This window comes from Bacillus sp. BPN334 (genome assembly GCF_008368885.1).
GTDB classification, from domain to species: domain Bacteria; phylum Bacillota; class Bacilli; order Bacillales; family Bacillaceae_G; genus Bacillus_A; species Bacillus_A wiedmannii.
The window spans coordinates 22,907-49,777 of record NZ_QOZW01000003.1; the positions used below are offsets into that span (position 1 = coordinate 22,907).

At 35.8% G+C, this 26,871-nt stretch carries 27 protein-coding genes; 15 read left to right on the forward strand and 12 right to left on the reverse strand.

Annotation, left to right across the window (positions count from 1 at the left end; genetic code table 11):
- Position 1 precedes the first annotated feature (1 nt).
- The 3 genes from DN393_RS01850 to DN393_RS01860 all read left to right on the forward strand — a co-directional run bounded on the left by DN393_RS01850 (position 2) and on the right by DN393_RS01860 (position 2,616).
- Positions 2-1,171 carry a DEAD/DEAH box helicase gene (locus tag DN393_RS01850; RefSeq protein WP_000588609.1) on the forward strand — a complete coding sequence of 390 codons (1,170 nt, stop codon included), beginning with the start codon at positions 2-4 and terminating at the stop codon, positions 1,169-1,171.
- Positions 1,172-1,367: 196 nt separating this feature from the next.
- Entirely contained in the window at positions 1,368-2,162 is a 795-nt protein-coding gene (locus tag DN393_RS01855) for a sugar phosphate isomerase/epimerase family protein (RefSeq protein ID WP_149173272.1), read from the forward strand.
- A gap of 70 nt (positions 2,163-2,232) precedes the next feature.
- The gene (locus tag DN393_RS01860) at positions 2,233-2,616 is read left to right on the forward strand and encodes a VOC family protein (protein WP_064056645.1); all 384 of its coding nucleotides are present in this window, start codon (positions 2,233-2,235) and stop codon (positions 2,614-2,616) included.
- Between the two features lie 44 nt (positions 2,617-2,660).
- Here the strand turns inward: DN393_RS01860 and DN393_RS01865 are convergent, their stop codons facing one another.
- Both DN393_RS01865 and DN393_RS01870 read right to left on the reverse strand, forming a co-directional pair.
- Positions 2,661-3,299, reverse strand: a complete 639-nt coding sequence (locus tag DN393_RS01865; protein ID WP_061672518.1) for a zinc dependent phospholipase C family protein — start codon at positions 3,297-3,299, stop codon at positions 2,661-2,663.
- Positions 3,300-3,328: 29 nt separating this feature from the next.
- Positions 3,329-4,315 (reverse strand): quinone oxidoreductase family protein, encoded by a 987-nt coding sequence (locus DN393_RS01870; protein ID WP_149173323.1) that lies wholly within the window; start codon positions 4,313-4,315, stop codon positions 3,329-3,331.
- A 208-nt stretch (positions 4,316-4,523) separates the two neighbouring features.
- Between DN393_RS01870 and DN393_RS01875 the strand changes: the two genes are divergently transcribed.
- The gene (locus DN393_RS01875) at positions 4,524-5,102 is read left to right on the forward strand and encodes a sigma-70 family RNA polymerase sigma factor (protein WP_149173273.1); all 579 of its coding nucleotides are present in this window, start codon (positions 4,524-4,526) and stop codon (positions 5,100-5,102) included.
- Entirely contained in the window at positions 5,099-5,779 is a 681-nt protein-coding gene (locus DN393_RS01880) for a DUF3600 domain-containing protein (protein ID WP_149173274.1), read from the forward strand. Before DN393_RS01875 ends, DN393_RS01880 begins: the two co-directional genes overlap by 4 nt.
- Before the next feature lie 48 nt (positions 5,780-5,827).
- On the opposite strand, the gene DN393_RS01885 is transcribed toward DN393_RS01880, so the two are convergent.
- From DN393_RS01885 to DN393_RS01905, 4 genes are all read right to left on the reverse strand, one after another.
- On the reverse strand, positions 5,828-6,070 hold the full coding sequence (locus DN393_RS01885) for a hypothetical protein (RefSeq protein ID WP_098274960.1): 243 nt from the start codon (positions 6,068-6,070) through the stop codon (positions 5,828-5,830).
- A 310-nt stretch (positions 6,071-6,380) separates the two neighbouring features.
- Entirely contained in the window at positions 6,381-6,815 is a 435-nt protein-coding gene (locus tag DN393_RS01895; RefSeq protein ID WP_120340661.1) for a hypothetical protein, read from the reverse strand.
- Positions 6,816-6,900: 85 nt separating this feature from the next.
- Complete coding sequence (locus DN393_RS01900) at positions 6,901-7,872, reverse strand: MBL fold metallo-hydrolase (RefSeq protein WP_149173276.1); 972 nt, start codon at positions 7,870-7,872, stop codon at positions 6,901-6,903.
- 95 nt (positions 7,873-7,967) lie between these two features.
- Positions 7,968-8,177, reverse strand: a complete 210-nt coding sequence (locus DN393_RS01905) for a DUF3925 family protein (protein ID WP_149173277.1) — start codon at positions 8,175-8,177, stop codon at positions 7,968-7,970.
- A gap of 224 nt (positions 8,178-8,401) precedes the next feature.
- Between DN393_RS01905 and bsaA the strand changes: the two genes are divergently transcribed.
- Positions 8,402-8,884 carry a glutathione peroxidase gene (bsaA, locus tag DN393_RS01910; protein ID WP_064473982.1) on the forward strand — a complete coding sequence of 161 codons (483 nt, stop codon included), beginning with the start codon at positions 8,402-8,404 and terminating at the stop codon, positions 8,882-8,884.
- An 83-nt stretch (positions 8,885-8,967) separates the two neighbouring features.
- Here the strand turns inward: bsaA and DN393_RS01915 are convergent, their stop codons facing one another.
- The 5 genes from DN393_RS01915 to DN393_RS01935 all read right to left on the reverse strand — a co-directional run bounded on the left by DN393_RS01915 (position 8,968) and on the right by DN393_RS01935 (position 14,730).
- Positions 8,968-11,196 (reverse strand): transglutaminase TgpA family protein, encoded by a 2,229-nt coding sequence (locus tag DN393_RS01915; protein WP_064473981.1) that lies wholly within the window; start codon positions 11,194-11,196, stop codon positions 8,968-8,970.
- Complete coding sequence (locus DN393_RS01920) at positions 11,193-12,407, reverse strand: DUF58 domain-containing protein (RefSeq protein WP_064473980.1); 1,215 nt, start codon at positions 12,405-12,407, stop codon at positions 11,193-11,195. The genes DN393_RS01915 and DN393_RS01920 overlap by 4 nt, the downstream gene beginning before the upstream one ends.
- Positions 12,407-13,369 carry an AAA family ATPase gene (locus DN393_RS01925; protein ID WP_064473979.1) on the reverse strand — a complete coding sequence of 321 codons (963 nt, stop codon included), beginning with the start codon at positions 13,367-13,369 and terminating at the stop codon, positions 12,407-12,409. Before DN393_RS01925 ends, DN393_RS01920 begins: the two co-directional genes overlap by 1 nt.
- Positions 13,370-13,772: 403 nt before the next feature.
- Complete coding sequence (locus DN393_RS01930; RefSeq protein WP_064473978.1) at positions 13,773-14,114, reverse strand: hypothetical protein; 342 nt, start codon at positions 14,112-14,114, stop codon at positions 13,773-13,775.
- A gap of 115 nt (positions 14,115-14,229) precedes the next feature.
- Complete coding sequence (locus DN393_RS01935; RefSeq protein WP_044797210.1) at positions 14,230-14,730, reverse strand: hypothetical protein; 501 nt, start codon at positions 14,728-14,730, stop codon at positions 14,230-14,232.
- A 477-nt stretch (positions 14,731-15,207) separates the two neighbouring features.
- Here DN393_RS01935 and DN393_RS01940 point away from each other — a divergent pair, with 477 nt between their 5' ends.
- The 4 genes from DN393_RS01940 to narI are packed head-to-tail and all read left to right on the forward strand — an operon-like array spanning position 15,208 to position 21,613.
- Positions 15,208-18,891: a nitrate reductase subunit alpha gene (locus DN393_RS01940; protein ID WP_064473977.1), complete on the forward strand. Its 3,684-nt coding sequence runs from the start codon at positions 15,208-15,210 to the stop codon at positions 18,889-18,891.
- Positions 18,881-20,356: a nitrate reductase subunit beta gene (narH, locus tag DN393_RS01945; protein ID WP_048561721.1), complete on the forward strand. Its 1,476-nt coding sequence runs from the start codon at positions 18,881-18,883 to the stop codon at positions 20,354-20,356. Before DN393_RS01940 ends, narH begins: the two co-directional genes overlap by 11 nt.
- Positions 20,357-20,375: 19 nt before the next feature.
- The gene (gene narJ, locus DN393_RS01950) at positions 20,376-20,906 is read left to right on the forward strand and encodes a nitrate reductase molybdenum cofactor assembly chaperone (RefSeq protein WP_000814221.1); all 531 of its coding nucleotides are present in this window, start codon (positions 20,376-20,378) and stop codon (positions 20,904-20,906) included.
- 17 nt (positions 20,907-20,923) lie between these two features.
- Positions 20,924-21,613 (forward strand): respiratory nitrate reductase subunit gamma, encoded by a 690-nt coding sequence (gene narI / locus DN393_RS01955; protein ID WP_000969205.1) that lies wholly within the window; start codon positions 20,924-20,926, stop codon positions 21,611-21,613.
- A gap of 93 nt (positions 21,614-21,706) precedes the next feature.
- On the opposite strand, the gene DN393_RS01960 is transcribed toward narI, so the two are convergent.
- A complete protein-coding gene (locus DN393_RS01960; protein ID WP_000013863.1) occupies positions 21,707-22,399 on the reverse strand; it encodes a Crp/Fnr family transcriptional regulator in 693 nt (230 codons plus the stop codon).
- Positions 22,400-22,677: 278 nt separating this feature from the next.
- Between DN393_RS01960 and moaA the strand changes: the two genes are divergently transcribed.
- From moaA to moaD, 5 genes are read left to right on the forward strand one after another with little or no spacing between them, the layout of a single operon-like run.
- Positions 22,678-23,691, forward strand: a complete 1,014-nt coding sequence (gene moaA / locus DN393_RS01965; protein WP_064473976.1) for a GTP 3',8-cyclase MoaA — start codon at positions 22,678-22,680, stop codon at positions 23,689-23,691.
- A 17-nt stretch (positions 23,692-23,708) separates the two neighbouring features.
- A complete protein-coding gene (locus DN393_RS01970) occupies positions 23,709-24,722 on the forward strand; it encodes a molybdopterin-synthase adenylyltransferase MoeB (protein ID WP_064473975.1) in 1,014 nt (337 codons plus the stop codon).
- A 42-nt stretch (positions 24,723-24,764) separates the two neighbouring features.
- Complete coding sequence (locus DN393_RS01975) at positions 24,765-26,054, forward strand: molybdopterin molybdotransferase MoeA (RefSeq protein ID WP_064473974.1); 1,290 nt, start codon at positions 24,765-24,767, stop codon at positions 26,052-26,054.
- A 44-nt stretch (positions 26,055-26,098) separates the two neighbouring features.
- Positions 26,099-26,569, forward strand: coding sequence for a molybdenum cofactor biosynthesis protein MoaE (locus DN393_RS01980; RefSeq protein WP_064473973.1), 471 nt, complete (start codon positions 26,099-26,101; stop codon positions 26,567-26,569).
- Positions 26,566-26,799, forward strand: coding sequence for a molybdopterin converting factor subunit 1 (gene moaD, locus DN393_RS01985; protein WP_000573685.1), 234 nt, complete (start codon positions 26,566-26,568; stop codon positions 26,797-26,799). Before DN393_RS01980 ends, moaD begins: the two co-directional genes overlap by 4 nt.
- Positions 26,800-26,871: the final 72 nt, after the last annotated feature.

Sequence of the window (26,871 nt, forward strand, 5' to 3'; positions counted from 1 at the left end):
AATGATAAAAGATATGCAACCATTTTTACAACAAGCTTGGGAGAAGGCTGGTTTTAAAGAATTAACTGAAATTCAAAAACAAGCGATTCCAACTATTTTAGAAGGACAAGACGTTATAGCTGAATCTCCAACTGGAACAGGAAAAACATTAGCGTACTTATTACCCCTTTTACATAAAATCAATCCTGAAGTAAAACAACCACAAGTTGTTGTTTTAGCGCCAACACGTGAGCTTGTCATGCAAATTCACGAAGAGGTTCAAAAGTTTACAGCAGGGACTGAAATTTCAGGGGCATCTTTAATTGGTGGTGCAGATATTAAGCGCCAAGTTGAAAAATTAAAGAAACACCCGAGAGTAATTGTCGGTTCACCAGGACGTATTTTAGAATTAATTCGAATGAAAAAGCTAAAGATGCATGAAGTAAAAACGATTGTATTTGATGAGTTTGATCAAATTGTAAAACAAAAGATGATGGGCGCAGTACAAGATGTAATTAAATCTACAATGCGAGATCGTCAATTAGTATTCTTCTCGGCGACAATTACAAAAGCGGCAGAAGATGCTGCACGTGATTTAGCAGTTGAACCACAATTAGTACGTATAACACGTGCAGAGTCAAAAAGCCTAGTTGAGCATACGTATATCATTTGTGAGCGACGCGAAAAAAATGATTACGTAAGAAGAATTATGCATATGGGCGATGTAAAAGCTGTTGCTTTCTTAAATGACCCATTCCGTTTAGATGAAATTACTCAGAAATTGCAATTCCGTAAAATGAAAGCAGCAGCTCTTCATTCAGAGGCAAGTAAGCAAGAGCGTGAAGCAACGATGCGTGCTTTCCGCAGCGGGAAATTAGAAATTCTACTTGCTACTGATATTGCAGCACGTGGAATAGATATCGATGATTTAACACATGTAATCCACTTGGAGTTACCAGACACAGTAGACCAATATATTCACCGCTCAGGACGTACAGGACGTATGGGTAAAGAAGGAACTGTCGTTTCTCTTGTAACACAACAAGAAGAGCGTAAATTACTTCAATTTGCAAAAAAATTAGGTATCGTGTTTACGAAGCAAGAAATGTTCAACGGATCATTTGTAGAAACGAAACCGAAAGCACCAAAGAAAAAGAAACCAGCATTTACTGGGAAGAAAAAACCTAGATAAATAATTAGGGAGACGTAACTATTTGTAGTTACGTCTTTTTTGTTTGTAATTCAATAACAAAGGGAATTTAAATGTACCTATATTATAAGAAATATCGATAAAGGTAAATTATTTCTCATTTAGTTTTGTACAAGGAAGTAATATAAAGAGAGTCGAATATTAAACTGATGCGAAATAATAAAAAGAAGGTACATATATGGATAGGAAATTAGGAATGTTTTTAAATACGAAACATATTGAAGTAAATGAAGGAATAAATAAGGCGAGAGAATGGAATGTAGAATGTATTCAATTATATGCTATGAATAAGAACTTCAACTTAGCTAATATTCCAAGGGTAGAATGGAATACTTTAAAGAAAAGCTTATCTTTTAATGGAATAAAGGTTCCATCATTAGCAATTAGCTTTGGAGAAAATGGAATTGTGGGAACGGAAGTTGACAGTGAAATAGATCAGTTTAAATACATTACTGACAGAGGTTTGGAGCTAGGAGCAAAGATAATAACAGCTCATATCGGGGGAATTCCAGATGATGAAAAAAGTGAGTATTATAATAAAATGGAACGAGTTTGTTATGAGATAGGGGAATTAGCACTCAAATTTGGAGGGATTTTCGCAATTGAGACTGGTTCTGAAAAAGCGATAGTGTTAAAAAGATTTTTAGAAAATATAAATTCAAAAGGACTAGCGGTTAACTTTGACCCAGCAAATTTAATAAGTAATGTAAATGAAAATCCGGTAGAAGGTTTATTACTATTAAAAGATTATATAGTACAAACTCATATTAAAGATTGTAAAGAAGTAAAAAGTGATAGTTCGAGTAAGTATATAGAAGTAGCAGCAGGAAATGGTGAAGTGGATTTCGATATATTCTTCAAGGTATTAGATGAAATTAGATTCGACGGATATAACATGATTGAAAGAAATGATTACTTTGACGAATTGGATGGGATGAGTCAGTCGATAAATTTTGCAAAGAAGTACATATAAATTCAAAAGGAATAACGGTAGCACCTGTAGAAACCTACATAGAATATAAAAACCATTAGGGGGAAATGAAATGATCCATAAAGTTGGACAAATTATGTTGTATGTAAATAATCAAGATGAGGCAGTAAATTTTTGGACGGAAAAGGTAGGGTTTCATGTAGTTGCAGAGGAAGATAACAAGCAAGGAATGAGATGGATTGAAATCGCTCCGACTAACGGTGCAGAAACGAGTATCATACTACATAACAAAGAAGTTATTTCTAAGATGAGCCCAGAATTAAATCTTGGTACACCATCTTTAATGTTCTTCTCAGAAAATCTTGATCAATTATATACAGATTTAAAAAATAAAAATGTTACTGTTGGTGAAATGGTAACTATGCCTTCTGGTAAAGTATTTAACTTTGCTGATAGTGAAGGCAATTATTTTGCGGTTATGGAAAAGAACAAATAATAATATTGCTATGTGAAAATCCCCCTCAAATATATTGAGGGGGATTACATGTTTGAAGTGGATTTTTCATTAGAGAGTTGATTAATATAAAATACGCCTTTTTCAATAGCTGTCTCAATATAACCAATGATTTGATTAAACGTAAATACTTGTAAGTCTTCATGCAAATGTTGCTCCGGATACAACATATCTTCAAAAAGATACTTCCGAAAAGCTAATATGTTTTCTTTAGAAACTTCTTCAATATCCACAATGTGAGCCTCTTGGTTGAGAAGAGAGAAGAGCTGCTGTTCTGTATCATAATGATGAAGCAACTTTGCATTTAACAATTTAAAATCGTTATAGTACATAGGTGCGATCGTTTCGTCATTTTCTATTCTATTTTTTAGCCATGGTAGAAAAAAGCCACTTAGCCAATTGTCATCGGCAATGAGATGGGTGTAATAGCCAAGAAGAAAAGGGGAATCCATATGAGCTTTATATTTTTGAAAAAAAGAATTGAAATCTATCCTTCTCGTATAGTTTTTCGTTGTGCCAGCGTAAAAGTGTGAAGTTCCTTTTTCTTCTGCTGAATGAACCGCATCAGGGGCCACACCTCCAAGTATGAAAGAAGTTTTATCTTGAATAGATAATTTCTCGGCAATCCTGTTAGCGATAATAGCATGCATAATTCGTGATCCCATGAATGACACCTCGGTTTCAAGTATTCATTTCAGGAAGAGGACTGAACAGTTAGTATTACTTTCCCTGTACTTTTTCTACTTTCGACCCATTCATGTGCTTTCCCTGCATCTTGAAGTGGAAAAGATTTCGTGGCTTTAATTTGTAAACTTCCGTCACGCAAATAGCGGAAAACTTCATTTGCAGTTTCTTGGAGGAGTTCAGGACGTTTTTTTCGTGTAGTGCCGAAGCTAAAACCGAGTATAGAGCGGCAACTTGCGTGTAAATCTTTCGTTTGAAAGTTACCAATTTCACCGCTTGCATTACTGAAATGAACGAGGCGACCGTAATAAGCAAGACATTTTAAACTTCTTTCCGAAACCGTTCCAGAAATAGAATCTAAAATTACATCGACCCCTTCGCCATTTGTCAGCGCATTGATTTTCTCTACAAAACCCTCATCTTGATGACAAATAACATAATCAGCTCCAGCATCTAAAGCGATTTTACCTTTCGCTTCATTTCCAACAGTACCGATAATTGTTCCAGCCCCTAATAGTTTAGCAAGTTGAATTGCTGTCGTACCAATTCCACCAGCCGCTGCATGAATGAGTACAGACTCGCCTTGTTGAAGCCTTGCAACATTTGCGAGTAAATTATAGCCTGTAAAAGATACAATCGGACAAGCAGCTGCAGTTTGAAAATCGACTTTATCAGGTAAAACGAAAGTAAGGTTTTCGTTTGCGACAACGTATTCTGCGTAAGATCCATTTTGAGGAAAAGCAATGACATGTTGTCCAGGATAAATATTTTTCACATGAGAACCGACACGTTCTACAATACCAGCGGCATCTATCCCTGGTATAAAAGGTAGTGCTTTATTTCCTTTTTTACCAAAACGGGATTTAATATCGGCGAAATTTACACTAGTAGCAACAACGCGAATCAAAACTTGATCTTCTGAAATAGCTGGCATATCTACATCTGTATATTTCATCACTTCAGGACCACCGAACGACGTTACAATGATAGCTTTCATCATATATATCCTCCTTAATTTGACTATATAAATCATTTTAAATCGTCATTAGAAATTGGAAAATTATATAATAGTTATGCAAAGCTATAAGTGAAGCTTATGAATTCATTCAATCATTATATTAATTTATATAAAAAACTTTTGAAAAAATCGAACGAAATCTCAATTGCTTGCCAATATATAGTGTAAGACAAAGGAGGGAAGGTAAATGAAGGATGAAACATTGTATACAAATTTAATCCAATTAACTTTATCAGGCAATAAAGAAGCGTATGGCGAATTGTATGATAAAACGATTCAAGAAGTATATAAAACAGCACATTTTTTAATAGGTGATAAAACGGATGTAGATGATGTCGTTCAAGAAATATACATACAGCTATATGAATCGCTTCGTAAATATGATAATGAGAAGCTATTTCGTCCTTGGCTAATCGGACTTGCGATTAAACAAATTCATTCTTACAGAAGAAAGAGGTGGATGCGACTACGTATTGTGAAAAAAGCAGAAGAGCAAAGAAAACCAGTACAAATTGATTTTTCTAACGATATTGTAAGTAAAATATCAAACCAAAAACTAATCGAACTTATACATAAATTACCGTATAAATTGAAGCAAGTTATTATCTTAAGATACTTACACGATTATTCACAAGAAGAAGTAGCACACATATTACATATTCCAATCGGTACAGTGAAGTCTAGAATTCATGCGGCATTAAAGAAACTACGTCAAAAAGAGCAAGTAGAAGAAATCTTTTTAGGAGAGGTAGGGAATGTGAAATGAGTTTAGAATGTAGAGTTAGAGAATCTATACAAGAAGAAGCGAAGGGGATTATCGCCCCACCGGATTTAAAAGAGAAAGTAATTGTTCAGATTAAAATGAATCGCGGGGGGAATAAAAGGAAGAAGCGCCTTATCGCAGGAGTGCTTGCGGCAGCATTTTTACTCCCAACGACTGGTTTTGCGTATCAATCTATTATGGCGGATGGTATATACGGATCGTTTGAGAATTTAAAAAAACATGCTGGAGCAATGACGTTAGAAGCATATATGCGTTTTAATGCAAAATTGTCAGAAGCGAAAGATGAAATGGGTGCGAAGGAATATGAAGAATTTACAAAAGAACTAAAAAAATTAACAAATGCAAAGCTTGCGTACGGGGATTCGAACGGTAATATTGATTATGATCAATTATCACCAGAAAAAAGAGAAGAAATGAAAAAGGTAAGTATGGGCCTTCAACCATACTTTGATAAATTAAATGGTCATAAATCTAGTAAAGAAATATTAACGCAAGAAGAGTTTGATCGCTATATGGAAGCTTTAATGACACATGAAATAGTACGAGTGAAGACTAAATCAACTGGTGGAATAAAAGTAGAAGATATACCTGAGGCGTACAAAGAAAGATTTATGAAAGCAGAGCAGTTTATGGAGTATGTAGATGAAAAGGTGCGATAAGTAAGAAAGCTCGTAGCTTTGAGCTTCTCTTATTAAAACGTAAATATATTAACCACCAATTCCTTTTGCTAGCAATAAGAAATATACAAATACTAGTATTACTCCATTTAATGCCGAACCAACTATTTTAAAAAGCCAATTCTTTGATGCGATTGCAAAAAGAATACCGAGCAATGAAAGAATACTTAGAAGCACAATAATTAATGTTAAATTCGCATTAGGTCCTCTTAAAACAAAGAAAGAACATATACTTGCGAGAAACGTTAGAAACGAGAAAGTCCCTAATTTCATAATAAGTCCCCCTTGTTTGAAATGTATTTTGATTTAGTGCACGACTTTCTTTAGTTTAACATAAATTTCCTATTGTCAATTAAATATATGAACAATAAAAAACGAGTATAAATTCTATGCGATTTCATACTCGTTTTGTTATTACTTAAGTTTCCTTACCGCATGTATAGCAACTCTTACAAGAAGTATTGTACTAATAAATAAACCACCATAACCAACGACACTTAAAAATTGAACATTAGTTTCTTTTGCATACAAGTCAGGGCAGAATTATCTTGATTTGCTTAATAAAGTGAAAGTGGGAAATCACTTAGTTATATTCCTTACTATTTTCCTTATCTTTTTGTATAAAACAATCTAAAAGGGAATAACCAGCTATTAAACTAATTATCGTAACAAAAGTTGTATTTATAAGAATAATATTAGCTAAATAAGGTAGGTATTGGCCAAGTGGTGAAAAGAGTAGAGCTGGGGAAAAGGAAATTAATATTGTAGGCACTGTAATAGCGATAAACTTATCCGGTTGAAAGCTCCAGTTTTGTTTACTCGTTTCGCGATTAATCGATTGAAGGAATCGTAATAAAATGCCGACTATAAGAGGGAAGAGTGTAAAGTAGAATAACCTTGGATACACGTTAAAGTTTACCTGAGCGTCTGTATCTAAATAAAATTGAATTTTCACTCCGACAAATAATAATAAGACGATAAATAATGTAAAGCAGAGGTATAGCATCACTTTTTGCATTGCATTCCACCATCCTTTATTAAAAATATATTCAAAGAAAAAAGAGATATACAATAACTACTGTTGTATATCTCTTCTTTTACTGTTAGTTAATAGTGGAATTTACTTTTTCTTGCTTCGTGAAATAATCTATAATGCCCATCGCGCTAATTTCTATATCTAGATGTAAAATGTTATAAACGGAATGATCTGATGGAACCTTTAATTTTGTAAGGTGAGAAGAGATCTTATCCATTAATACAGTTTGTAATGCTTTAGTAGCCTCATCGAAATCATTATACTGTTCAAAGACCTCTTTACCAGTATGAACGAAAATAGGTAACCAATGTTCCAGTTGGTTATATACTTCTGTAACATTGGATGATGCACCGTAATGGCCGAAATAAATAGTATCTACATTCATACTTTGAATATGATTTTTAGAAGCAAGCATCGCATCTGGTTGGAATTGTGAAGGGGACGTTGATGGTAAATATAGTTCTACACCAAGGTCTGCGAGTTCTCTATAGTAAATTCCTATTGTATCGCCTGTAAAAATGCCATTTGTTAATGAATCGTGAATGCTAATATGGTGCTTAGCATGACCCGGTGTATCGTAAAATGTAAGTGTACGGTCTTCGGCGATTTTTAACGTATCACCATTTTGTACAATACGAACACGCTCTTCTTCTATAGGAAGAATTGGATCAAATAGTTTATCGAAATCTTCTTTGTATACAGCTTTTGCGCCTAAAATGAGTTTTGTTGGATCAATCATATGACGAGCACCGCGAGAATGCACATATAAAGTAGCATGTGGACACTTTTCCATCATTAAACCAGCAGCCCCGGCGTGATCTAAATGAACATGTGTAACAACAATGTTTTTTACATCGCTTAAATCAATATGTAATTGTTGTAAGCCGTCTAAAATATACGGAAGAGAAGGGGCTGCACAAGTTTCAATTAAAGTAATATCGTCACCTAATAAAACGTACGTACCAGTTCGTTCGTTATGTTGTAAATCGAAATCATCAATAAGATATAGGTGAGAAGATAATTGCTCTACTTTTTTCATCATTACCACTCCTTAGTTACTGCATGTTTCTATTATACGCTAAAATAGAAAAAGGCAGAAAACGAAAGCTCGTCTTCTGCCTTTTTAAAGTGTTGTTATTTCGTTTGTTCTTTATTGATAGACATAAAGAACAGTCCAACTATGCCACCAACGATTGGAAGCATAATTTCTCCTGCTAAATTAAAGTAGGAGCTTAAAAATAAACCATTTACATCGATTACCCAGCCAATCACATACAATAACATCATATATAGTACGAAATAAAACTCGCGATTTGAAATCATTTCATGTTGTGCAGTTTTCATAATGAACACCATCCTTTTCTTTTATAATGGAATATAAACTGTCACATTTTGTTCACAATTTAATTGTAAAACTTTCCATCATAAAAGTCTAGTAGTTTGTGTCGAATTTTCGAACGGAAATAAAGCGCTATCATTTGAGGGTGTAAGTACGTAAAAAGAGCTGTATATTCATGAATGTAGTATAGTATAAACATAGAATGATAGTGAAGAGAGGAGCAAGGACAATGACAATTTATGATTTTTCAGCTAAAACGATAACAGGAGAAGATAAATCGTTAAAAGATTACGAAGGAAAAGCACTTCTTATTGTAAATGTAGCTAGCAAATGTGGTTTTACACCGCAATATAAAGGATTACAAGAAGTATATGATAAATATAAAGACCAAGGACTAGAAATACTCGGTTTCCCTTGTAACCAATTCGGAGGACAAGAACCAGGTACAGAAGCGGATATTACTAGTTTTTGTGAATTAAACTACGGTGTAAATTTCCCGATGTTTGCAAAGGTTGATGTGAAAGGTGATAAGGCACATCCGCTTTATACATACATGACAGAACAAGCACCAGGTTTACTAGGTATGAAAGCAGTGAAATGGAACTTTACTAAGTTTTTAATCGGAAAAGACGGGAAAGTAGTAGGGCGTTTTGCGCCACAAACGAAACCGGTGGATTTAGAGGTTGAGATTGAGAAGGTACTTGGAGAATAACTAGGAGTTTCACTTTATTAAAAAAAGCCTCAAAGAACAATGTTGTTCTTTGAGGCTTTTTCTTTTAACTCACATTATCAAGATTAAATCGCTGAATGGAAGTCATTTGATTTAGGCGGAGAAGCTGCTTTTTTCATAAGAATTTCCCATAAGTGTACGGATTTTTTCCATTCTACTGCAGCCTGTCCTTTTTGATACATAGCGTTCTCATAACTGAAAGTAAGTTGTTGCATATCGGCCGAGTTGTAAAGTGTATCGATGTGGAGAGCGTATTCTCGGAACGTTTGACTTTCCCCACGTGGTATACCGGTTCGCGCAAATTGTTTTAAAAGTGCGCCATAAGCTTTGTTATAAACAGCATCATCTTTTCGGTATTTATAGAAAAGAATGATAAAAAATGTAATCCATTTCATTCTAGTAGCGAAGAGAGTGTATCCTATAATACTAATTAGTATCGAAGAGAGGAATATGTACCACCAAGAAAATCTATTTTTAGCAGTTGTAATCTTTTTAGTAGGAGTTTCTTCTGTATCTTCTATTAAACTTTTGAGCTTTGCTTCATTGTTTCTTTTGTGCATTTGCGCGTTTTGAGAATTAGTTTCTTCGCTATTTTGTGTAGTAGGAGCAGGCGTATTATTTGTAAAATTATAGGGATTCGTAAATCCTTTTGTTGGTTCGAATGGAATCCATCCGTATCCAGGGAAATATACTTCGACCCAAGAGTGTGCGTTATCGTTCGCGATTTTATAAACATCCTCACCTTCTGCAGAGGCAAGCGTATTATCAAGAGTTCCTTCAGTATAACCTTTTACCCAGCGAGCAGGAATACCGGCAGAACGAAGTAACACGATCATAGACGTCGAAAAATTATTACAGTAGCCACTTTTTGTATCGAAAAGAAATTGATCAACATAATCTTGGTTTTTGGCAGGGAACGAGACATTCATTGTTTCATATACAAAAGAATGGTCGGTAAAGTAGTTTTCAATAGCTAATACTTTATCATATCGGTTGTCTGTATCATTTGTTAGATTAGCAGCTAAGTCTTTTACTCGCTGCGGTAATGATTCGGGAAGTTGCGTGTATTTTGTCATGAAATAAGGATTTGTTTCTTGGCCTTCATTTGTCTTTACAGCTTTCAATTTTTCTATGGAAAACTCGGGAATCTCATACGTTACTTTATATGAATGTAAAGTAGTAGAGGAGTCTCCGTCCATCGTATAGATTTTTTCTGTAAATGGGTCAATGCTGTATTCTACATTAGAAGAAGCCTCAACAGATATTAACCCTGCTGGATAGGTAAGGTGAGGATAACTTTTTTGCATGTTGATTGTTGCCTTAGTTGTTTCCGTTTTTGTATGTTGTTCGTACCAGCTCACGACGTCGTTTTTATTTTTAAAAGAAATCTTTTTTTGATTTTCAGAAATTTCCCAGCCTTTTCCGGTATAAAAATCTTTCGTTTCAACTCTCCAATATTGTTTATTTTGCGTTTGTGCTGTGAAAACAATTGTAGGGTCAGCCTTAAAAGGACCGCCTAATCTCGAGTCATCTAAACCATACCCAATTTTAGAAACTTCTTGTTTTTTACTTGCTTCGGATGTGTTGAATTTTAAAAAATCCATTGGGTTTGGCCATTGAGGACCAAATTTTGGAGCGAAGTATGCGATGGTTGCTGACAATACAATAAATACTGTAAGAGGTCTAAGTAATTTTGAGATTTCTCTAGCATAATTTTGTAAGTGTTCCAGCTCTTTTATTCGTTCTATGCGAAGAAGACTAAGCATAATAAAGCCGATGACAACAGTACGAATAATAGCGTAGTTTGCATTGTATAAATGTAAGTTATGAAAAACGGTGATATAAATAATAGTCAATATAAGAAATAACAAACCGCGTTTTTTATGAATCATCCAAAAAGAGATGAAAGCACTCAAAAACCAAAATGATAAAAAAAATAAAAGTGTTGGAAAAACTGGAGAGATATCTAGTAAATTCCCCTGAAATAACAGGGAGAAATTTCGAGAAATATCAGTAAAAAATTTCGTTAGCCAAGATGGATTTATAAAAGCATTTTTATAATACAGGAAATGAATGATGAATAAAATCGTGATGATCTTTATTGGAATCTGCCATCTTGTTTGAAAAAAAGAGAGAGTGAGGCAAATTCCTATAAATATTACAAAAATATCTAATCTACCTACGTTTGTAATACCTATAAGAGGCCTTAGCCATTCTAATAAAAGTAAAAATGCACACGCATGCATAAAGAATCTATTCATATCCAATTGTTTTTTTGCCTGGAATGTTATCATTTGTTCACCTCAAAAAACACGTTTGTATACTGGTTTCCATAAACCGCTTTTACAAATATTTTTCGTTTTTGTAGAGTTTCTAGAATACTGAGTTCTCGATGTGAGAGTTGATTTGCTTTTTCTTTTACGACAAACACCATTAATTTTCTATTTTTAACAGCAGCATAGTCAGCCGCCTTTTGAATATCGGGAGATAGATCGCTTGTCACGAGTATAATCGTGACGGGCTCATAAATTTTTCTTAATTCCATTTCTACACTTCGGGAGAGCGGGAATACACTATCTGCTTGTACTTTCGCTAAATGACAAAAGATTTGATGCAACTGACTATCTCCATTGTCTAAAGGGAAAAAAGTTCGTTCTTTTCCGACAGATACGAATGACGCAGGTGAATTTTGCTTCAAGACAGACCTGACAATAGAGGCAGTAAATGTGACGACTGATTCGAATAGAGGGGATGGGGTTCTGTCCATGAATATCATAATATTATGGCTGCGCTGTTGTTCAAACTCTTTCGTCATAATGTTGTTTGTTCGGGCAGTTGCTTTCCAATCAATCCATGAAAAGCGGTCACCAGGTTTATAGTCTCTCACACCGACAGAAATGGTAGAGTCTTTTACTAAATTTATATTTGCTGAAAGTGCTCCTTGTTCGAAATGATTTTCCATTTGTCGATATGTTATATCTACATACTGGGGATAGACTAAAAATGTATCTGGAACTGAAAAAGTTATTTCTTTCTCCATCATACCGAATAAATCACCAGTTTTGACACGTACGCTTGAAAAAGAGTGCTCTCCTCTAGGGATTGTATCAATTGCATATTGAAACGAAATATTTCGTTTCAATCCTGGAAAGAGTATTACTTTATTCATCTTTGTTTGTTTACAATTTGTAAATTGTGATGGCAGTACATCTTCTATAATTAAATAAAGTAAGGGAAAAGGAAAACTTCTTTTTATTGTAATCGTACTTAAAAATGGTTCTCCTGCTACATATTCGTCTTGATTTGTTATTCGTTTTACCTCGGCGTTCCGTAAAGCATAGAAGGGAAGCAGTAGTGAATAAAGTCCAATAGGAATCATACTGTAAAACAAAAACCAACTTACAAATCCTCCTTGAAGCATAGCGTATACAAATGTTAAGACTAGGCATAACGGAATAAGTGATAACTTAGTAAAATGATAGAGTGCTCGTAGTATCCGTTTCATCAAAGGTTCATCTTCCTTTGAGTCGGAACGGTAGTTCGTGCAACGATTTTTGCAATAACTTGTTCTCCTATTATCCCTTCAAATTTTGCCTCCATTTTTAGAATGAGTCTGTGAGCCAATACGTAAGGAGCTAAAAATTTAACATCGTCTGGAATAACATAATTTCTGCCATGGATGAATGCATAAGCTTGTGAAGCTTTCATTAAAGCAATCGAGCCACGTGGACTTGCACCTAGTTGTATAGAACTATAAGAACGAGTCTGACTAACAAGCTTTACAATGTAATGCTTGATTGCTTTGTCCATGCTTATTTCCCGTACGCTTTGTTGTAAATAAAGTAATTCTTCTATTGTTGTAATAGCTTGTAAATGGGAGATGGGATTTGTTTTTTCCATCCGGTTTAAAATTTCAAATTCTTCTTCTGGTGTAGGATACCCCATTTTTAGTTTTAATAAGAAACGATCGAGCTGTGCTTCTGGTAAAGGGTATGTTCCCTCATATTCGACCGGATTCTGTGTAGCCATTACAAAGAACGGTTTTGGTAACGGTCTTGTCCTGCCATCTATTGTAATATTGCCTTCTTCCATACTTTCAAGTAAGGCAGATTGTGTTTTTGGAGATGTACGATTAATTTCATCAGCAAGTATAAAATTCCCCATGATTGGTCCAGGTTTGAACTCAAATTGGAGCTCTTTCGGATTATAAATAGAAACACCTGTTACATCTGACGGCAGTAAATCAGGTGTGAATTGAATGCGCTTGTAATCAGCATCAATAGATTTAGAAAGAGCACGTACTAACATTGTTTTCCCAACGCCAGGAACATCTTCTAATAGTACATGACCTTCAGCTAAGAGAGCTGTCAAAGCTAAGATCGTTTCTTTTCGTTTTCCAACCATTAATTTTTCAATATTGTTGATTATTTTTTCTATAATGGGATGTAATGAATCAAGCTGGTGCATCGTAATCCTCCTAATGTGTTATTATCGTTTTCTAATCTATTTGGTGAAAAATAGAACGTACCTCTCTATGTGCGAGTATAAAACTATTACCTTTAATTCTAAGAATATTCAGATTATTTATTCTGGTTACATCTAGTATAATTGTTTCAGTAACTAAGGGCAATATGGTAAATAATGATTTCTCTTTTTATGTGAAATATGTCTTGATATAGAATAGTATCGTCGGTAAAAGTAGAAGAGGAGAAGGAAAGATTGACCTCAATGAGCAAAATAAATAGCGTAGGAAACCCTACGCGTAAAGTTTGGAACATATATTAATACGCCTTGTGAATAAAATGTATATGAATAAAAAATAAAGTCGACTTCTCATGAAGAGGCCAGCTATTTAAATTATTACACTCCTTTATTTTTTATCTTTCTTATATTCTTTTCGTTTATTTAACCAAATATGAATTAATTCTACCAATTCCATTGTTTCAATCTCACAATATTCTCCTTTACCATCTTCGGCTAAATTGTCTAACACAGTAGTTGTGTCGTTCCGAATTTCTAAACTGCAAATGTTGCCATTTACTACTATATAATTTTTTTCTCCGTTTAAAACATTATGTATTTCTTCTAAAATCCAATCTCCAAAAGATGTAACTTCAATTCCTAAAAAAGTTTCAACAAGTTTAATTTCTTGAGGAAGTCTCATAACTAAATCACTACTGTTAAGCACTTCAAAACTATATGGATATTTCATGACTATTTTACTCCTTTATTTCTGGCTTTAGTGACTCTATTTACTTCTCTATTAATCTCATAAGCTCTATTAAGGTAATAAATTCTTATACTATCATCACTATTTCCTACTTAAATTATAGTAAAAGTAGATTATTATTAAACTTATCTATCCAATATTTCTCTGATGTAGGTATGAATTCAGTGAAATCTTCATATGTACCACTCCAATCTTTTGGTACATAGTTTTCGTATGATGCCGGTTCTGGAAACATTGAATATAGTATTTTATTATCAAAGTTAATTAATAAGATTGGACTAAAATCTAATAGATCTTCTCCTGCATTTTTCCTTTTAATATTTTCAAGTAGTAAATAATTTAATTCTTCTTTAGTTGTTTTATATTGATTAATCCTTACTAAAAATACTTCTACATTTTCATGATCTAATACTTTTATTCCATTTCTTTCTTCCGTTTCGTCATTATCTTCAATGCTTATACCTAAATTTTTATATGCATTATCTAATTTATTATAATCTAAAAACCATAGTTCTTTATCTGTTACATACCATCTAAACTCATTTTTATATATGACGGCTACTATAATGTTTTCTGCATAAAGCGGTTCTAATTTCATAATATACTCCTTGTATTATTATCTTAAAATCCTGCCATTCTTGGTTTATTCTTCTATTGATTCAATCCAAGTTGCTGACAATTCATATGGATTTCCTTGCGTTTTTTGTTCAACTATTTTCAGGATAGTTGCCCTTGATATGGTGGATTTAAAGTATTGTATTTTTATTTATTAACTCATCTAACGATTTAGGTATACCAAATTTAACTACTCCCAAATTACTTCCTCTATTATATAAGAAATTTTTTGCAAGCTCATTATTATCTGTACTTCATCTTAAACTTTGCTAGAAGCAAGGAAGTAATTTAACAGTCAGTGAAGGATGTGAGCCCTCCACAATGATTAGATTTTCACTTTTTTATATTTTTTCCGGAATTTTTGACAATCTCTTGAACTGTGCGAAATGTCACATCTGAATTTTACAACCTCTCTTATAGTAAGGGTATGTAAGAGAGACGTATTAAAGGAGTGAACAGTATGAAGAAGAAACCTTCAGCACTAATGAGACGTTTAAAATATTTTTCACCAATAGATCGTTATAACGATAATCATACACAAGAAACATATGAAGATCGCGAATGGGAGAATGTGTACAGAAAGCGTTGGCAGCACGATAAAGTAATTCGTTCTACACACGGCGTGAACTGTACTGGTTCATGTAGCTGGAATATATATGTGAAAGATGGAATTGTAACTTGGGAAGGACAAGAGCTTAACTATCCGACTACAGGTCCTGATATGCCTGATTTTGAACCGCGAGGATGTCCACGTGGAGCAAGTTTTTCTTGGTACATTTATAGCCCGCTTCGTGTGAAATATCCATATGTACGTGGTGTTCTTTGGAATATGTGGCAAGAAGAACTGCAAAATAACGAGTCACCATTAGACGCTTGGAAAAGCATTGTGGAAAACCCTGAAAAGGCACGTACGTATAAGCAGGCGCGTGGTAAAGGGGGATTCATTCGTGCGAATTGGGATGAAGTATTACAACTCGTTTCAGCTTCTTTACTATACACAGTAATGAAATACGGTCCAGACCGAAATGTTGGTTTCTCACCAATTCCAGCTATGTCGATGTTAAGTCATGCAGCTGGTAGTCGCTTTATGCAACTTATGGGGGGACCGATGCTTAGCTTCTATGATTGGTACGCAGATTTACCACCAGCTTCTCCGCAAATTTGGGGTGATCAAACAGATGTACCAGAAAGTAGTGATTGGTATAACTCTGGTTACATTATGACATGGGGTTCAAATGTACCGATGACGAGAACACCAGATGCTCACTTTTTAGCAGAGGTTCGATATAAAGGAACGAAAGTTGTTTCTGTAAGTCCTGATTTCGCTGAGTCTACAAAGTTTGCGGATGATTGGATTAGTGTGAAACAAGGTACAGACGGTGCACTGGCGATGGCAATGGGGCACGTAATCTTACAAGAATTTTACGTAGATAATCAAGTGGAATACTTCACAAAGTATGCGAAGCAATATACTGATTTTCCTTTCTTCGTCACATTGAAACAAAAAGGGAATCAATTCGTTGCAGATCGTTTCTTAAACGCTTCTGATATTGGACGCGAAACGAAGTTAGGAGAATGGAAACCTGTACTTTGGAACGAGAACACGAATGATTTTGCAACACCTCACGGCACAATGGGGTCACGTTGGGATAACGAAAAGAAATGGAACTTACGTTTAGAAGATGAAGAAACAGGTGAAAAGATTGAACCACGTCTATCTTTACTTGGAATGGAAGATAGTGTTGAAACGGTGCAAATTCCATACTTCTCTGATGACGGAAATACAATATTAGAACGTACAATTCCAGTGAAAAAGGTTATGACAGAAGAAGGCGAAGTGTTCGTTACAACTGTATACGACTTAACGTTAGCAAATTACGGTGTGAACCGAGGGCTTGGCGGACAAGAGCCGAAAGACTTCAATGATGATGTACCGTTTACTCCTGCTTGGCAAGAGAAAATGACAGGAGTGAAACGAGAGCTTATTACTCAAATCGCTCGTGAGTTCGCACAAAATGCTGTTGATACAAATGGTCGCTCAATGATTATTGTCGGAGCTGGTATTAACCATTGGTTTAACTCTGATACGATTTATCGCGCCGTTTTAAATCTTGTTCTTCTCGTTGGGGCACAAGGTGTAAACGGCGGTGGTTGGGCGCATTACGTTGGTCAAGAGAAATTACGTCCAGCAGAAGGATGGCAAACAATCGCGATGGCAAAAGATTGGCAAGGGCCACCAAAATTACAAAACGGTACATCTTTCTTCTATTTCGTAACAGATCAATGGCGCTATGAAGATACACCAGTTGGACATTTAGCATCACCAGTGGAAGGCAACTCTCGTTATCAACATCACGGTGATTACAACGTATTAGCAGCGCGACTTGGCTGGTTACCTTCGTATCCGACATTCGAGAAAAATGGGATTGAATTATATAAAGAAGCTGTTGCTTCTGGTGCAACAACGCAAGAAGAAATCGGAAAATACGTTGCACAAAAATTAAAAGATAAAGAACTGAAATTTGCGATTGAAGATCCTGATAATAAAAATAACTTCCCGCGCAACTTATTCGTATGGCGTGCAAATTTAATTTCAAGTTCTGGTAAAGGGCATGAATATTTCTTGAAACATTTGTTAGGTACAACGAACGGATTAATGAATGACGATAGTGATTCGTTACGACCAGAAGAAATAAAGTGGCATGAAGAAGCACCAGAAGGGAAGTTAGATTTACTCATTAATTTAGATTTCCGTATGGCTGGAACAGCGCTTTATTCTGATATCGTCTTACCTGCTTCAACTTGGTATGAAAAGCATGATTTAAGTAGTACAGATATGCATCCATTTGTACATCCATTTAATCCAGCAATCGGTTCACCGTGGGAAGCACGCTCTGACTGGGACATTTTCACTTCTCTTTCTAAAGCTGTGTCTGATTTAGCGAAGAAAATAGATCTTGAACCAATGAAAGAAGTTGTTGCAACACCACTTCTTCACGATACACCACAAGAATTAGCGCAACCACTTGGCAAGATTAAAGATTGGAGCAAAGGTGAGTGTGAACCGATCCCAGGTAAAACGATGCCACAAATTCATGTTGTCGAAAGGGATTATAAAACGATTTATGACAAAATGACTGCGCTAGGACCAAATACCGGAAAACAGCCAATTGGTACGAAAGGGATTTCTTGGTCTGCGGAAAAAGAATATGAGCAATTAAAGAGCCGATTAGGAGTCGTTCGAACGGATTCTATTGCGAAAGGTTGCCCAGACATAAAAGAAGCAATTAATGCTGCTGAAGCGGTATTAACACTTTCTTCTACAACAAACGGTCATATGGCTGTAAAAGCATGGGAAGCACTTGAAAAACAAACGGATTTAAAACTACGTGATTTAGCAGAAGAACGTGAAGAAGAATGCTTCACATTCGAACAAATTACAGCGCAGCCGAAAACAGTAATTACTTCTCCAGCATTTACAGGTTCAGAAAAAGGTGGACGCCGTTATTCACCATTTACTACAAATGTAGAACGTCTCATTCCTTGGAGAACGATAACTGGTCGACAATCTTTCTATTTAGATCATGACATGATGAAAGAATTTGGTGAAACGATGGCAACATTTAAACCAATTCTGCAACATAAGCCGTTCCGTAAATCACGGCCTGAAGTAGAAGGGAAAGAAATTACTTTAAACTATTTAACACCACATAATAAGTGGTCAATTCATAGTATGTATTTCGATTCATTACCGATGTTAACGCTATTTAGAGGTGGTCCAACTGTTTGGATGAATAAAGAGGACGCTGCAGAAGCTGGCGTTGCAGATAATGATTGGATTGAGTGCTTTAACCGTAACGGAGTTGTTGTAGCACGTGCTGTTGTAACGCACCGTATACCAAGGGGAATGGCATTTATGCACCATGCACAAGATCGTCACATTAACGTGCCTGGTACGAAATTAACAAGCACCCGCGGAGGAACGCATAATAGTCCAACCCGTATTCATGTGAAACCGACACATATGATTGGTGGATATGGCCAATTAAGCTACGGATTTAACTATTATGGTCCAACAGGGAACCAGCGTGACTTAAACGTTGTAATTCGCAAACTGAAGGAGGTAGATTGGCTTGAAGATTAAAGCACAAGTCGGAATGGTAATGAACCTAGATAAATGCATCGGCTGCCATACTTGTAGTGTAACGTGCAAAAACACCTGGACAAATCGTCCAGGTGCTGAATATATGTACTTCAATAACGTAGAAACGAAACCGGGAATTGGTTATCCGAAGCAATGGGAAGATCAGGAGAAATATAAAGGCGGCTGGGAATTGAAAAATGGTGAAATTCAACTGAAATCCGGTTCAAAAATGAAGCGCCTTATGAATATTTTCCACAATCCAGATCAACCAACAATTGATGATTACTTTGAACCTTGGAACTATGATTATGAAACGTTAACAAATAGTCCGCAGCGTAAGCATCAGCCAGTTGCTCGTCCGAAATCAGCAATTACAGGTGAATTTATCGACAAAATTGAATGGGGTCCAAACTGGGAAGATGATTTAGCTGGCGGACATATAACAGGATTGCAAGACCCGAACGTAAAGAAAATGGAAGAAGAAATTAAAACGGATTTTGAAAATGTCTTTATGATGTATTTACCGCGCATATGCGAACACTGTATGAATCCATCTTGTGTATCTTCGTGTCCATCGGGTGCGATGTATAAACGTGAAGAAGATGGGATTGTCCTTGTAGATCAAAATGCATGTCGTGCTTGGAGATTTTGCGTATCTTCTTGTCCGTATAAAAAAGTGTATTTTAACTGGCAAACAAATAAAGCTGAAAAATGCACAATGTGCTTCCCGCGTATTGAAGCGGGTATGCCAACAATTTGTTCGGAAACATGTGTAGGACGTATTCGATATATTGGGGTAATGCTATATGACGCTGACAAAGTAAAAGAAGCGGCGTCTGTTGAAGATGAAAAAGATTTATATGAATCTCAGCTTACTGTTTTCCTAGATCCAAATGATCCAGAAGTAGCAGCTGAAGCGAAAAAACAAGGGATTCCTGAAGAATGGATTAAAGCGGCACAACAGTCACCAATCTATAAAATGATTATTGATTGGAAAATCGCTCTACCTCTTCATCCAGAGTATCGTACAATGCCGATGGTTTGGTATATCCCGCCGCTTAGCCCAATTATGAACATGGTGGAGGGGAAAGGTAGTAACTGGCAAGCAGAAGAGATTTTCCCTGCTATTGATAATATGCGTATTCCAATTCAATATTTAGCGAATTTACTCACTGCAGGAGATGAATCACATATTCGTCTTACATTGAAAAAAATGGCTGTTATGCGAACACATATGAGAGCATTGCAAATTAATAAAGAACCAAATGAATCGGTATTAAAAGAACTTGGCTTAACGAAACAAGATGTAGAAGATATGTATCGTCTTCTTGCTATCGCGAAATATAAAGATCGCTTCGTCATCCCGACATCTCACCGCGAGCAAGTTGCAGATTTATATAACGAACAAGGAAGCTGTGGTTTATCTTTCGCAGGTGGCCCAGGCTCTTGCACGACAATTTCTTAAATAATGGGGGCGGAAAAATATGAAACAAAGTTTACAAACTGCTTTTTCATGTTCTTCATTCCTTCTTTCCTATCCGGAACTCGGGTGGAGAGAAGCTTTAACTGAATTGCAAGAAGAGATTGAAGCGATTGAACAGGAAGACGTTAAAGCATCACTTACAGCATTTATAAAGCAAGCGCTGGATAAAATGGATGATCAATTAATTGACTGTTACGTATATACATTTGATTTTGGTAAAAAGACAAATATGTATTTAACTTATATGAACACCGGCGAACAAAGAGAAAGAGGTATTGAATTACTAGAGTTAAAGCAGCATTATAAAAAATCTGGTTTTGAAGTAACAGATAAAGAACTACCTGATTATTTACCGTTATTACTCGAGTTTTTTGCAAATGCAAATGAGCAAGACAGTGAACCAATTATGAGTAAATACAAGGAGAACATACAAGCATTACACGTTCAGTTAAAAGAAGCAGGTAGTATGTATGAACCGATTCTTGCGGCTGTTCTACTCGCTATCGATACATGGGGTGTACAGACAAATTAGAAAGGAGAGTTGTCAAAATGATGGATCAATTTCTATGGGTATTGTTTCCCTATATCATTTTTGCGATCTTTATCGGTGGACATATTTTCAGATACAACTATGATCAATTTGGATGGACATCAAAATCTAGTGAACTATTAGAAAAGAAAATGCTACGAATTGGAAGTCTATTATTCCACTTTGGGATCATGTTCGTAATTGGCGGTCATGTTATGGGGATTTTAATTCCAGAGGCTGTTTATCGTTCAATAGGTATTTCGGAGCATATGTATCACATAATAGCAATTAGTTTCGGACTTCCGGCAGGTATTGCTTCTATCATCGGTTTAATTATATTAACGTACCGCCGTGTAACAGTAAAACGCATCATTGCAACGAGTACAAAGGGAGATTATATTGCGCTTATTTTATTACTTATCGTAATGCTAGCAGGACTTTCTTCAACTTTTTTAAACATCGACTCAAAAGGGTTTGATTATCGTACAACGATCGGTCCGTGGTTCCGAAGTCTCTTTATTTTCCAACCGAAAGTTGAATATATGATGGAAGTGCCTGTATGGTTTAAAATTCATATTCTCGCAGGGATGGGGCTTTTCGCAGTATGGCCATTTACAAGACTAGTACATGTTTTTAGTGCCCCAATTAAATATTTAAGCCGTAGTTATGTGATTTACAGAAGACGTATTCCAAATGAATTGAAAAAATGATTTAGTTTTATATGTTTAGTAATTTATAAGGAAAGCCGAGATCTAATTGGAGACCTCGGCTTTCCTTATAGGTATAAGTATCTAAATAAGATGCTAATCAATACTACAAACAGAGGCAGAGCAATCTTCACATGCAATTTCACATTTTAAAAATTGTAAATCGTGGATTGTAATCTTTCCTTTATGAATAGAAATTGTGCCTTGCTTTTTTAATTCATTTAACATTCGATTTACACTTTCACGTGAAGTTGCACAGAAATTAGCAAGTTCTTGATTCGTTAATGGTAAATCGATGAGAATACCATTTTCCTTTAACACACCATAACTATTTGTCATTCGTATGAGAGTAGAATACAGGGCACCTTTTTTGCCGTGTAATACTAAATCTCGGAACTTCGTTTGCATTCTTCTTAAATGTTCACTAATCCATTTCATAAATTCAAATACAAGTGCGGGTTTTTGGAGTAATGCTTTTTCTAAGGTTTCACGCTTTATTACTCCTACTTCAACATCTTCAAGGCATTTTGAATTTAATAAATACTTCGCATTGTCCGTGAATAATGTTAATTCTCCAATAATGTCGTATGCCGAACAAATACGGAGTGTTAATTCTTGCCCGTCAGCACTTAGTTTACTAATTTGTACTTTTCCTGAGTGGATGATATAGAGTTCTGTTGCTTCCATACCTTCTTGAAAAATAAAACTCCCCTTTTTAATCTGCATTTTATATTCAACAGATGCAAGTAATTCCTTTAAATCTTGAGATAATGTCATACTGTTTGCCACAGCAATCACCTTTCTTCTTATAAGCAATACATTTCCTATTTTGAGTGTAAATATGCTGGAAATGCAAGAGCTATTTTAAAAATAAAGTGAAATTTCAATGACCGTAAGGAGGAGAGACTGAAGATGTGAACAAAATTCGAACGGATTTGTGAAAATTTTTTGAATGGGGAAAGTGATGTGAGAAATGTCACATTGAATATGTAGCTTCTTTTTTATAATAAAGGCAAATAAAAAATTGAAAACTTACTAAGGATTGCAGTAGAAAAGAAGGGATATAGATGCACGAGAAAATGAAAGATTCTTTAAAGCGGCCACTTCAAGATTTACGTATTTCAGTTATTGATCGTTGTAATTTTAGGTGCACATATTGTATGCCCGCTGAAGTGTTCGGACCTGATTACGCTTTTTTACAGGAAGAGTTTTTATTAACGTTCGATGAAATAGAAAGATTAGCACGATTATTTATAAGTATGGGAGTCAATAAAATTAGGCTTACTGGCGGTGAACCGTTATTGCGTAAAGACTTACCGCAGTTAATCGCAAGACTTGCAAAGATAGAAGGTTTAAAAGATATTGGGCTCACAACAAACGGTATTCATTTAGCAAAACAAGCTAAGGAGTTAAAAGACGCGGGATTAAAACGTGTAAATATTAGTTTAGATGCGATAGAGGATCACGTCTTCCAAAAAATCAATGGAAGAAATGTAAGTACAAAACCTGTATTAAAAGGAATTGAAGCAGCAAAGGCTGCAGGATTAGAAGTGAAAGTAAATATGGTCGTAAAAAAGGGAATGAATGATAGTCAAATCCTTTATATGGCTCGTTATTTTAAAGAACAAGAAATTCAGCTCCGCTTTATTGAGTTTATGGATGTAGGCAGTACGAACGGATGGAATTTTGAACAAGTTATTACGAAGGAACAATTAATAGAGAAGATTAATCGCGTATATCCGATTGAGCCTGTTCAACCTCGTTACTTTGGCGAAGTTGCGAAATTGTATCGATATGTAGGGAGCGATGCCGAAGTTGGATTTATTACTTCAGTATCTGAGTCATTTTGTTCTTCTTGTACGAGAGCTCGTATTTCGGCAGACGGCAAGTTTTATACGTGCTTATTTGGAGAAAAAGGAACGGATTTGCGAACGCTTCTTCGAGAAAATATTTCGGATGCCTCACTATTAAAAATTTTACAACATACATGGCGATATAGAACAGATCGATATTCAGATGAAAGAACGGTGGAAAGTACAAATAAACGTCCAAAAGTTGAAATGTCTTACATTGGCGGATAGTGAAAGGAGGATTCTCTATGCAAGAGCGATATTCAAGGCAAGTATTGTTTTCTGGAATTGGTGAAATGGGACAAAGAAAAATAAGAGAAAAGCAAGTGCTCCTAATCGGTGCGGGTGCACTAGGAGCTGCAAATGCGGAAGCGCTCGTTAGGATGGGAATTGGGAAATTGACAATTGCCGATCGTGACTACGTCGAATGGAGTAATTTACAGCGGCAACAGTTATATACAGAAGAAGATGCAAAGCAGTCTAAACCGAAAGCAATTGCAGCGGCAGAACATGTAAGAAAGATTAATTCTGAAGTGGAAATTGTACCAGTTGTAACGGATGTCACAATGCAAGAAATAGAAGAGTTAACAAAAGAAGTAGATCTCATATTAGATGCGACTGACAATTTTGATACGCGCCTACTTATAAATGACATCTCACAAAAAGAAAATATACCTTGGATATACGGAGGATGCATTGGAAGTTACGGTGTAACGTATACAATTCTTCCTGGGAAAACACCATGTTTTCGCTGTCTAATGGATCATCCTATGGGCGGTGCAACATGCGATACAGCCGGAATTATTCAGCCAGCTGTACAGATGGTTGTTGCGCACCAAGTGACAGAGGCGATGAAAATATTGGTGGATGATTATGAGTCGCTAAGAGGAACGATGTTATCATTTGATATTTGGAACAATCAATATCTCTCATTAAAAGTAAATAGACAGAAAAAAAGTACATGTCCATCTTGTGGGAAATCACGAACGTATCCAAGTTTAACATTTGAAGCACAAATGAAAACGGAAGTGTTATGCGGACGGAATACAGTTCAAATCCGTTCAGGAATAAAGAGAAATCTTAATTTAAACGAAATTCAAAAACGATTACAAAAAAGTGTACATGTCCAAAAAACGCCTTACTTACTATCATTTCTAATTGATGAATATCGTTTCGTTTTATTTACAGACGGTAGGGCATTTATTCATGGAACAAATGATGTGAAAATAGCAAAACGATTATACGCAAAATATATAGGATGAACAGAAAGAACGTTGCCCCTTATTAAAACGAGGTGAAAAAGAATGTTAGCAAAACGTATACCAATTCCGGTGGCAGAAGCAGTGGCACGTGTAATGAAATACGCTCATCAAGGTGAAATAGAAGAGGTTTCTCTTATAGAAAGTTACGGAAGAATTCTTGGAGAAGATGTTATTGCAGATCATGATGTCCCTCATTTTGATCGCTCTCCATACGACGGGTTTGCGATTCGAGCAGAAGATACAAAAGAAGCAAGTAGCAGTAATCCCATTCTGTTTGAAGTGATTGGTGAAATTGGAGCCGGTTTTGTTTTTACAGAAGAAGTGAAAGCATTTCAAGCTGTCCGTATTATGACAGGAGCCGCAATTCCAAAAGGGTGTAATGCGGTTGTTATGTTAGAGCTAACGGAAGGATTTGAAGAAAAAGAAAAGACGTATATGAAATTAAAACGCTCCTTCGCCGCCGGTGATAACATTTCTTTTAAAGGTGAAGATGTAAAACAAAATACCATCCTTGTGAAAAAAGGGACTGTTATTAACCCTGGAGTAGTGGCGCTTCTTTCTACGTTTGGTTATAGTACCGTTTACGTTGTAAAACAGCCGGTTATCGGAATTGTAACGACAGGAAGTGAACTGCTTGAAGTACATGAACAATTAAAGCCAGGGAAGATTCGAAATAGTAACTCCTATATGATAGCTGCTCAAGTTGAACGAGCGGGCGGAGTTGTACAGTATTATGGACAATTCGCTGACGATTTTGAGACGTGTTATAACACTGTGAAAAAAGCGATAAAAGAAGTCGATATTTTAATTACAACTGGTGGCGTTTCGGTAGGAGACTATGACTATTTACCTGCTATTTATGAGAGATTACGAGCTAATGTACTTTTCAACAAAATAGCGATGCGACCAGGAAGTGTGACAACTGTAGCTGAGCTAGAAGGAAAACTATTATTTGGTCTATCTGGTAATCCTTCAGCTTGTTATGTCGGTTGTGAATTATATGTTCGGCCAGTCATTGGAACATATTTGCATAGAAAAGATTCGCACGTATATCGTGCAGAGGCAATATTACAGAAAGACTTTCTGAAAGCAAACCCATTTACTCGTTTTGTACGAGGGAAAGTGGAAATTGTAGATGGAACATTGCAAGCTACACCAGTTGGTTTAGACAAATCTAGTGCAATTTCTTCACTTGCAGAGGCGAATGCATGTATCGTCCTGCCGGGAGGAACGAGAGGATTTAAAGCAGGAATAACTGTCTCGGTACTGTTATTAGAATCAAGCGCCGGAAGTGAGTGGACGTGGGAAGGACAGTTTCGATCATACAAATAATAGAAAAATAGATTGCTAACTTATACAAAGATAAGAGGTGCAAGATGACACATACGTATTATGAAGTAATTGATACACCTATTTCAATTGAAGAAGTTACAAACAAAGTAATTCGTCGTGAATGTGGCGCAGTTGCGACTTTCATTGGTACTGTTAGAGAATTTACGAAAGGCCGTCGTACGCTATATTTAGAGTATGTAGCATATAAGTCAATGGCGGAGAAACAGCTTAAGAGAATTGGCACCGAAGTAGGAGAGAAGTGGCCTGGGACAAATGTCGCCATTACACATCGCATTGGTACATTACAAATTTCTGATCTTGCTGTTGTCGTCGCTGTTTCTACACCACACCGGAAAGCTGCCTATGAGGCGAACGAATATATTATGGAGCGTATAAAACAAATGGTTCCAATATGGAAGAAAGAGTTTTGGGAAGATGGTGAGTCATGGATAGGTGATCAGTTAGAGAAGGTAGCGTATGCAAATGGTGAGCCTAGAAAGGAGATGAGAATATGATTGAAGTACTATTATTTGCACATTTACAAGAAGAAGTAAGTAAGTCAGCATTACACATAGATTGTGAAAATATTACGGTTGCTGAACTAAAGGAAGTCCTTATTACGAAATACAACGTAGCAATTTCAAGTGAGATAATGGTCGCTATCAATGAAGAGTATGCAAATGAGGATGATATCATTCAAACTGGCGATGTCATAGCAATGATTCCGCCAGTAAGTGGTGGTTGATTCTTTTCAGCCTAATCATGTTAGGACGTGATTAGGCTGGAGGGAATGAATATAACTATGCATACATAGGAG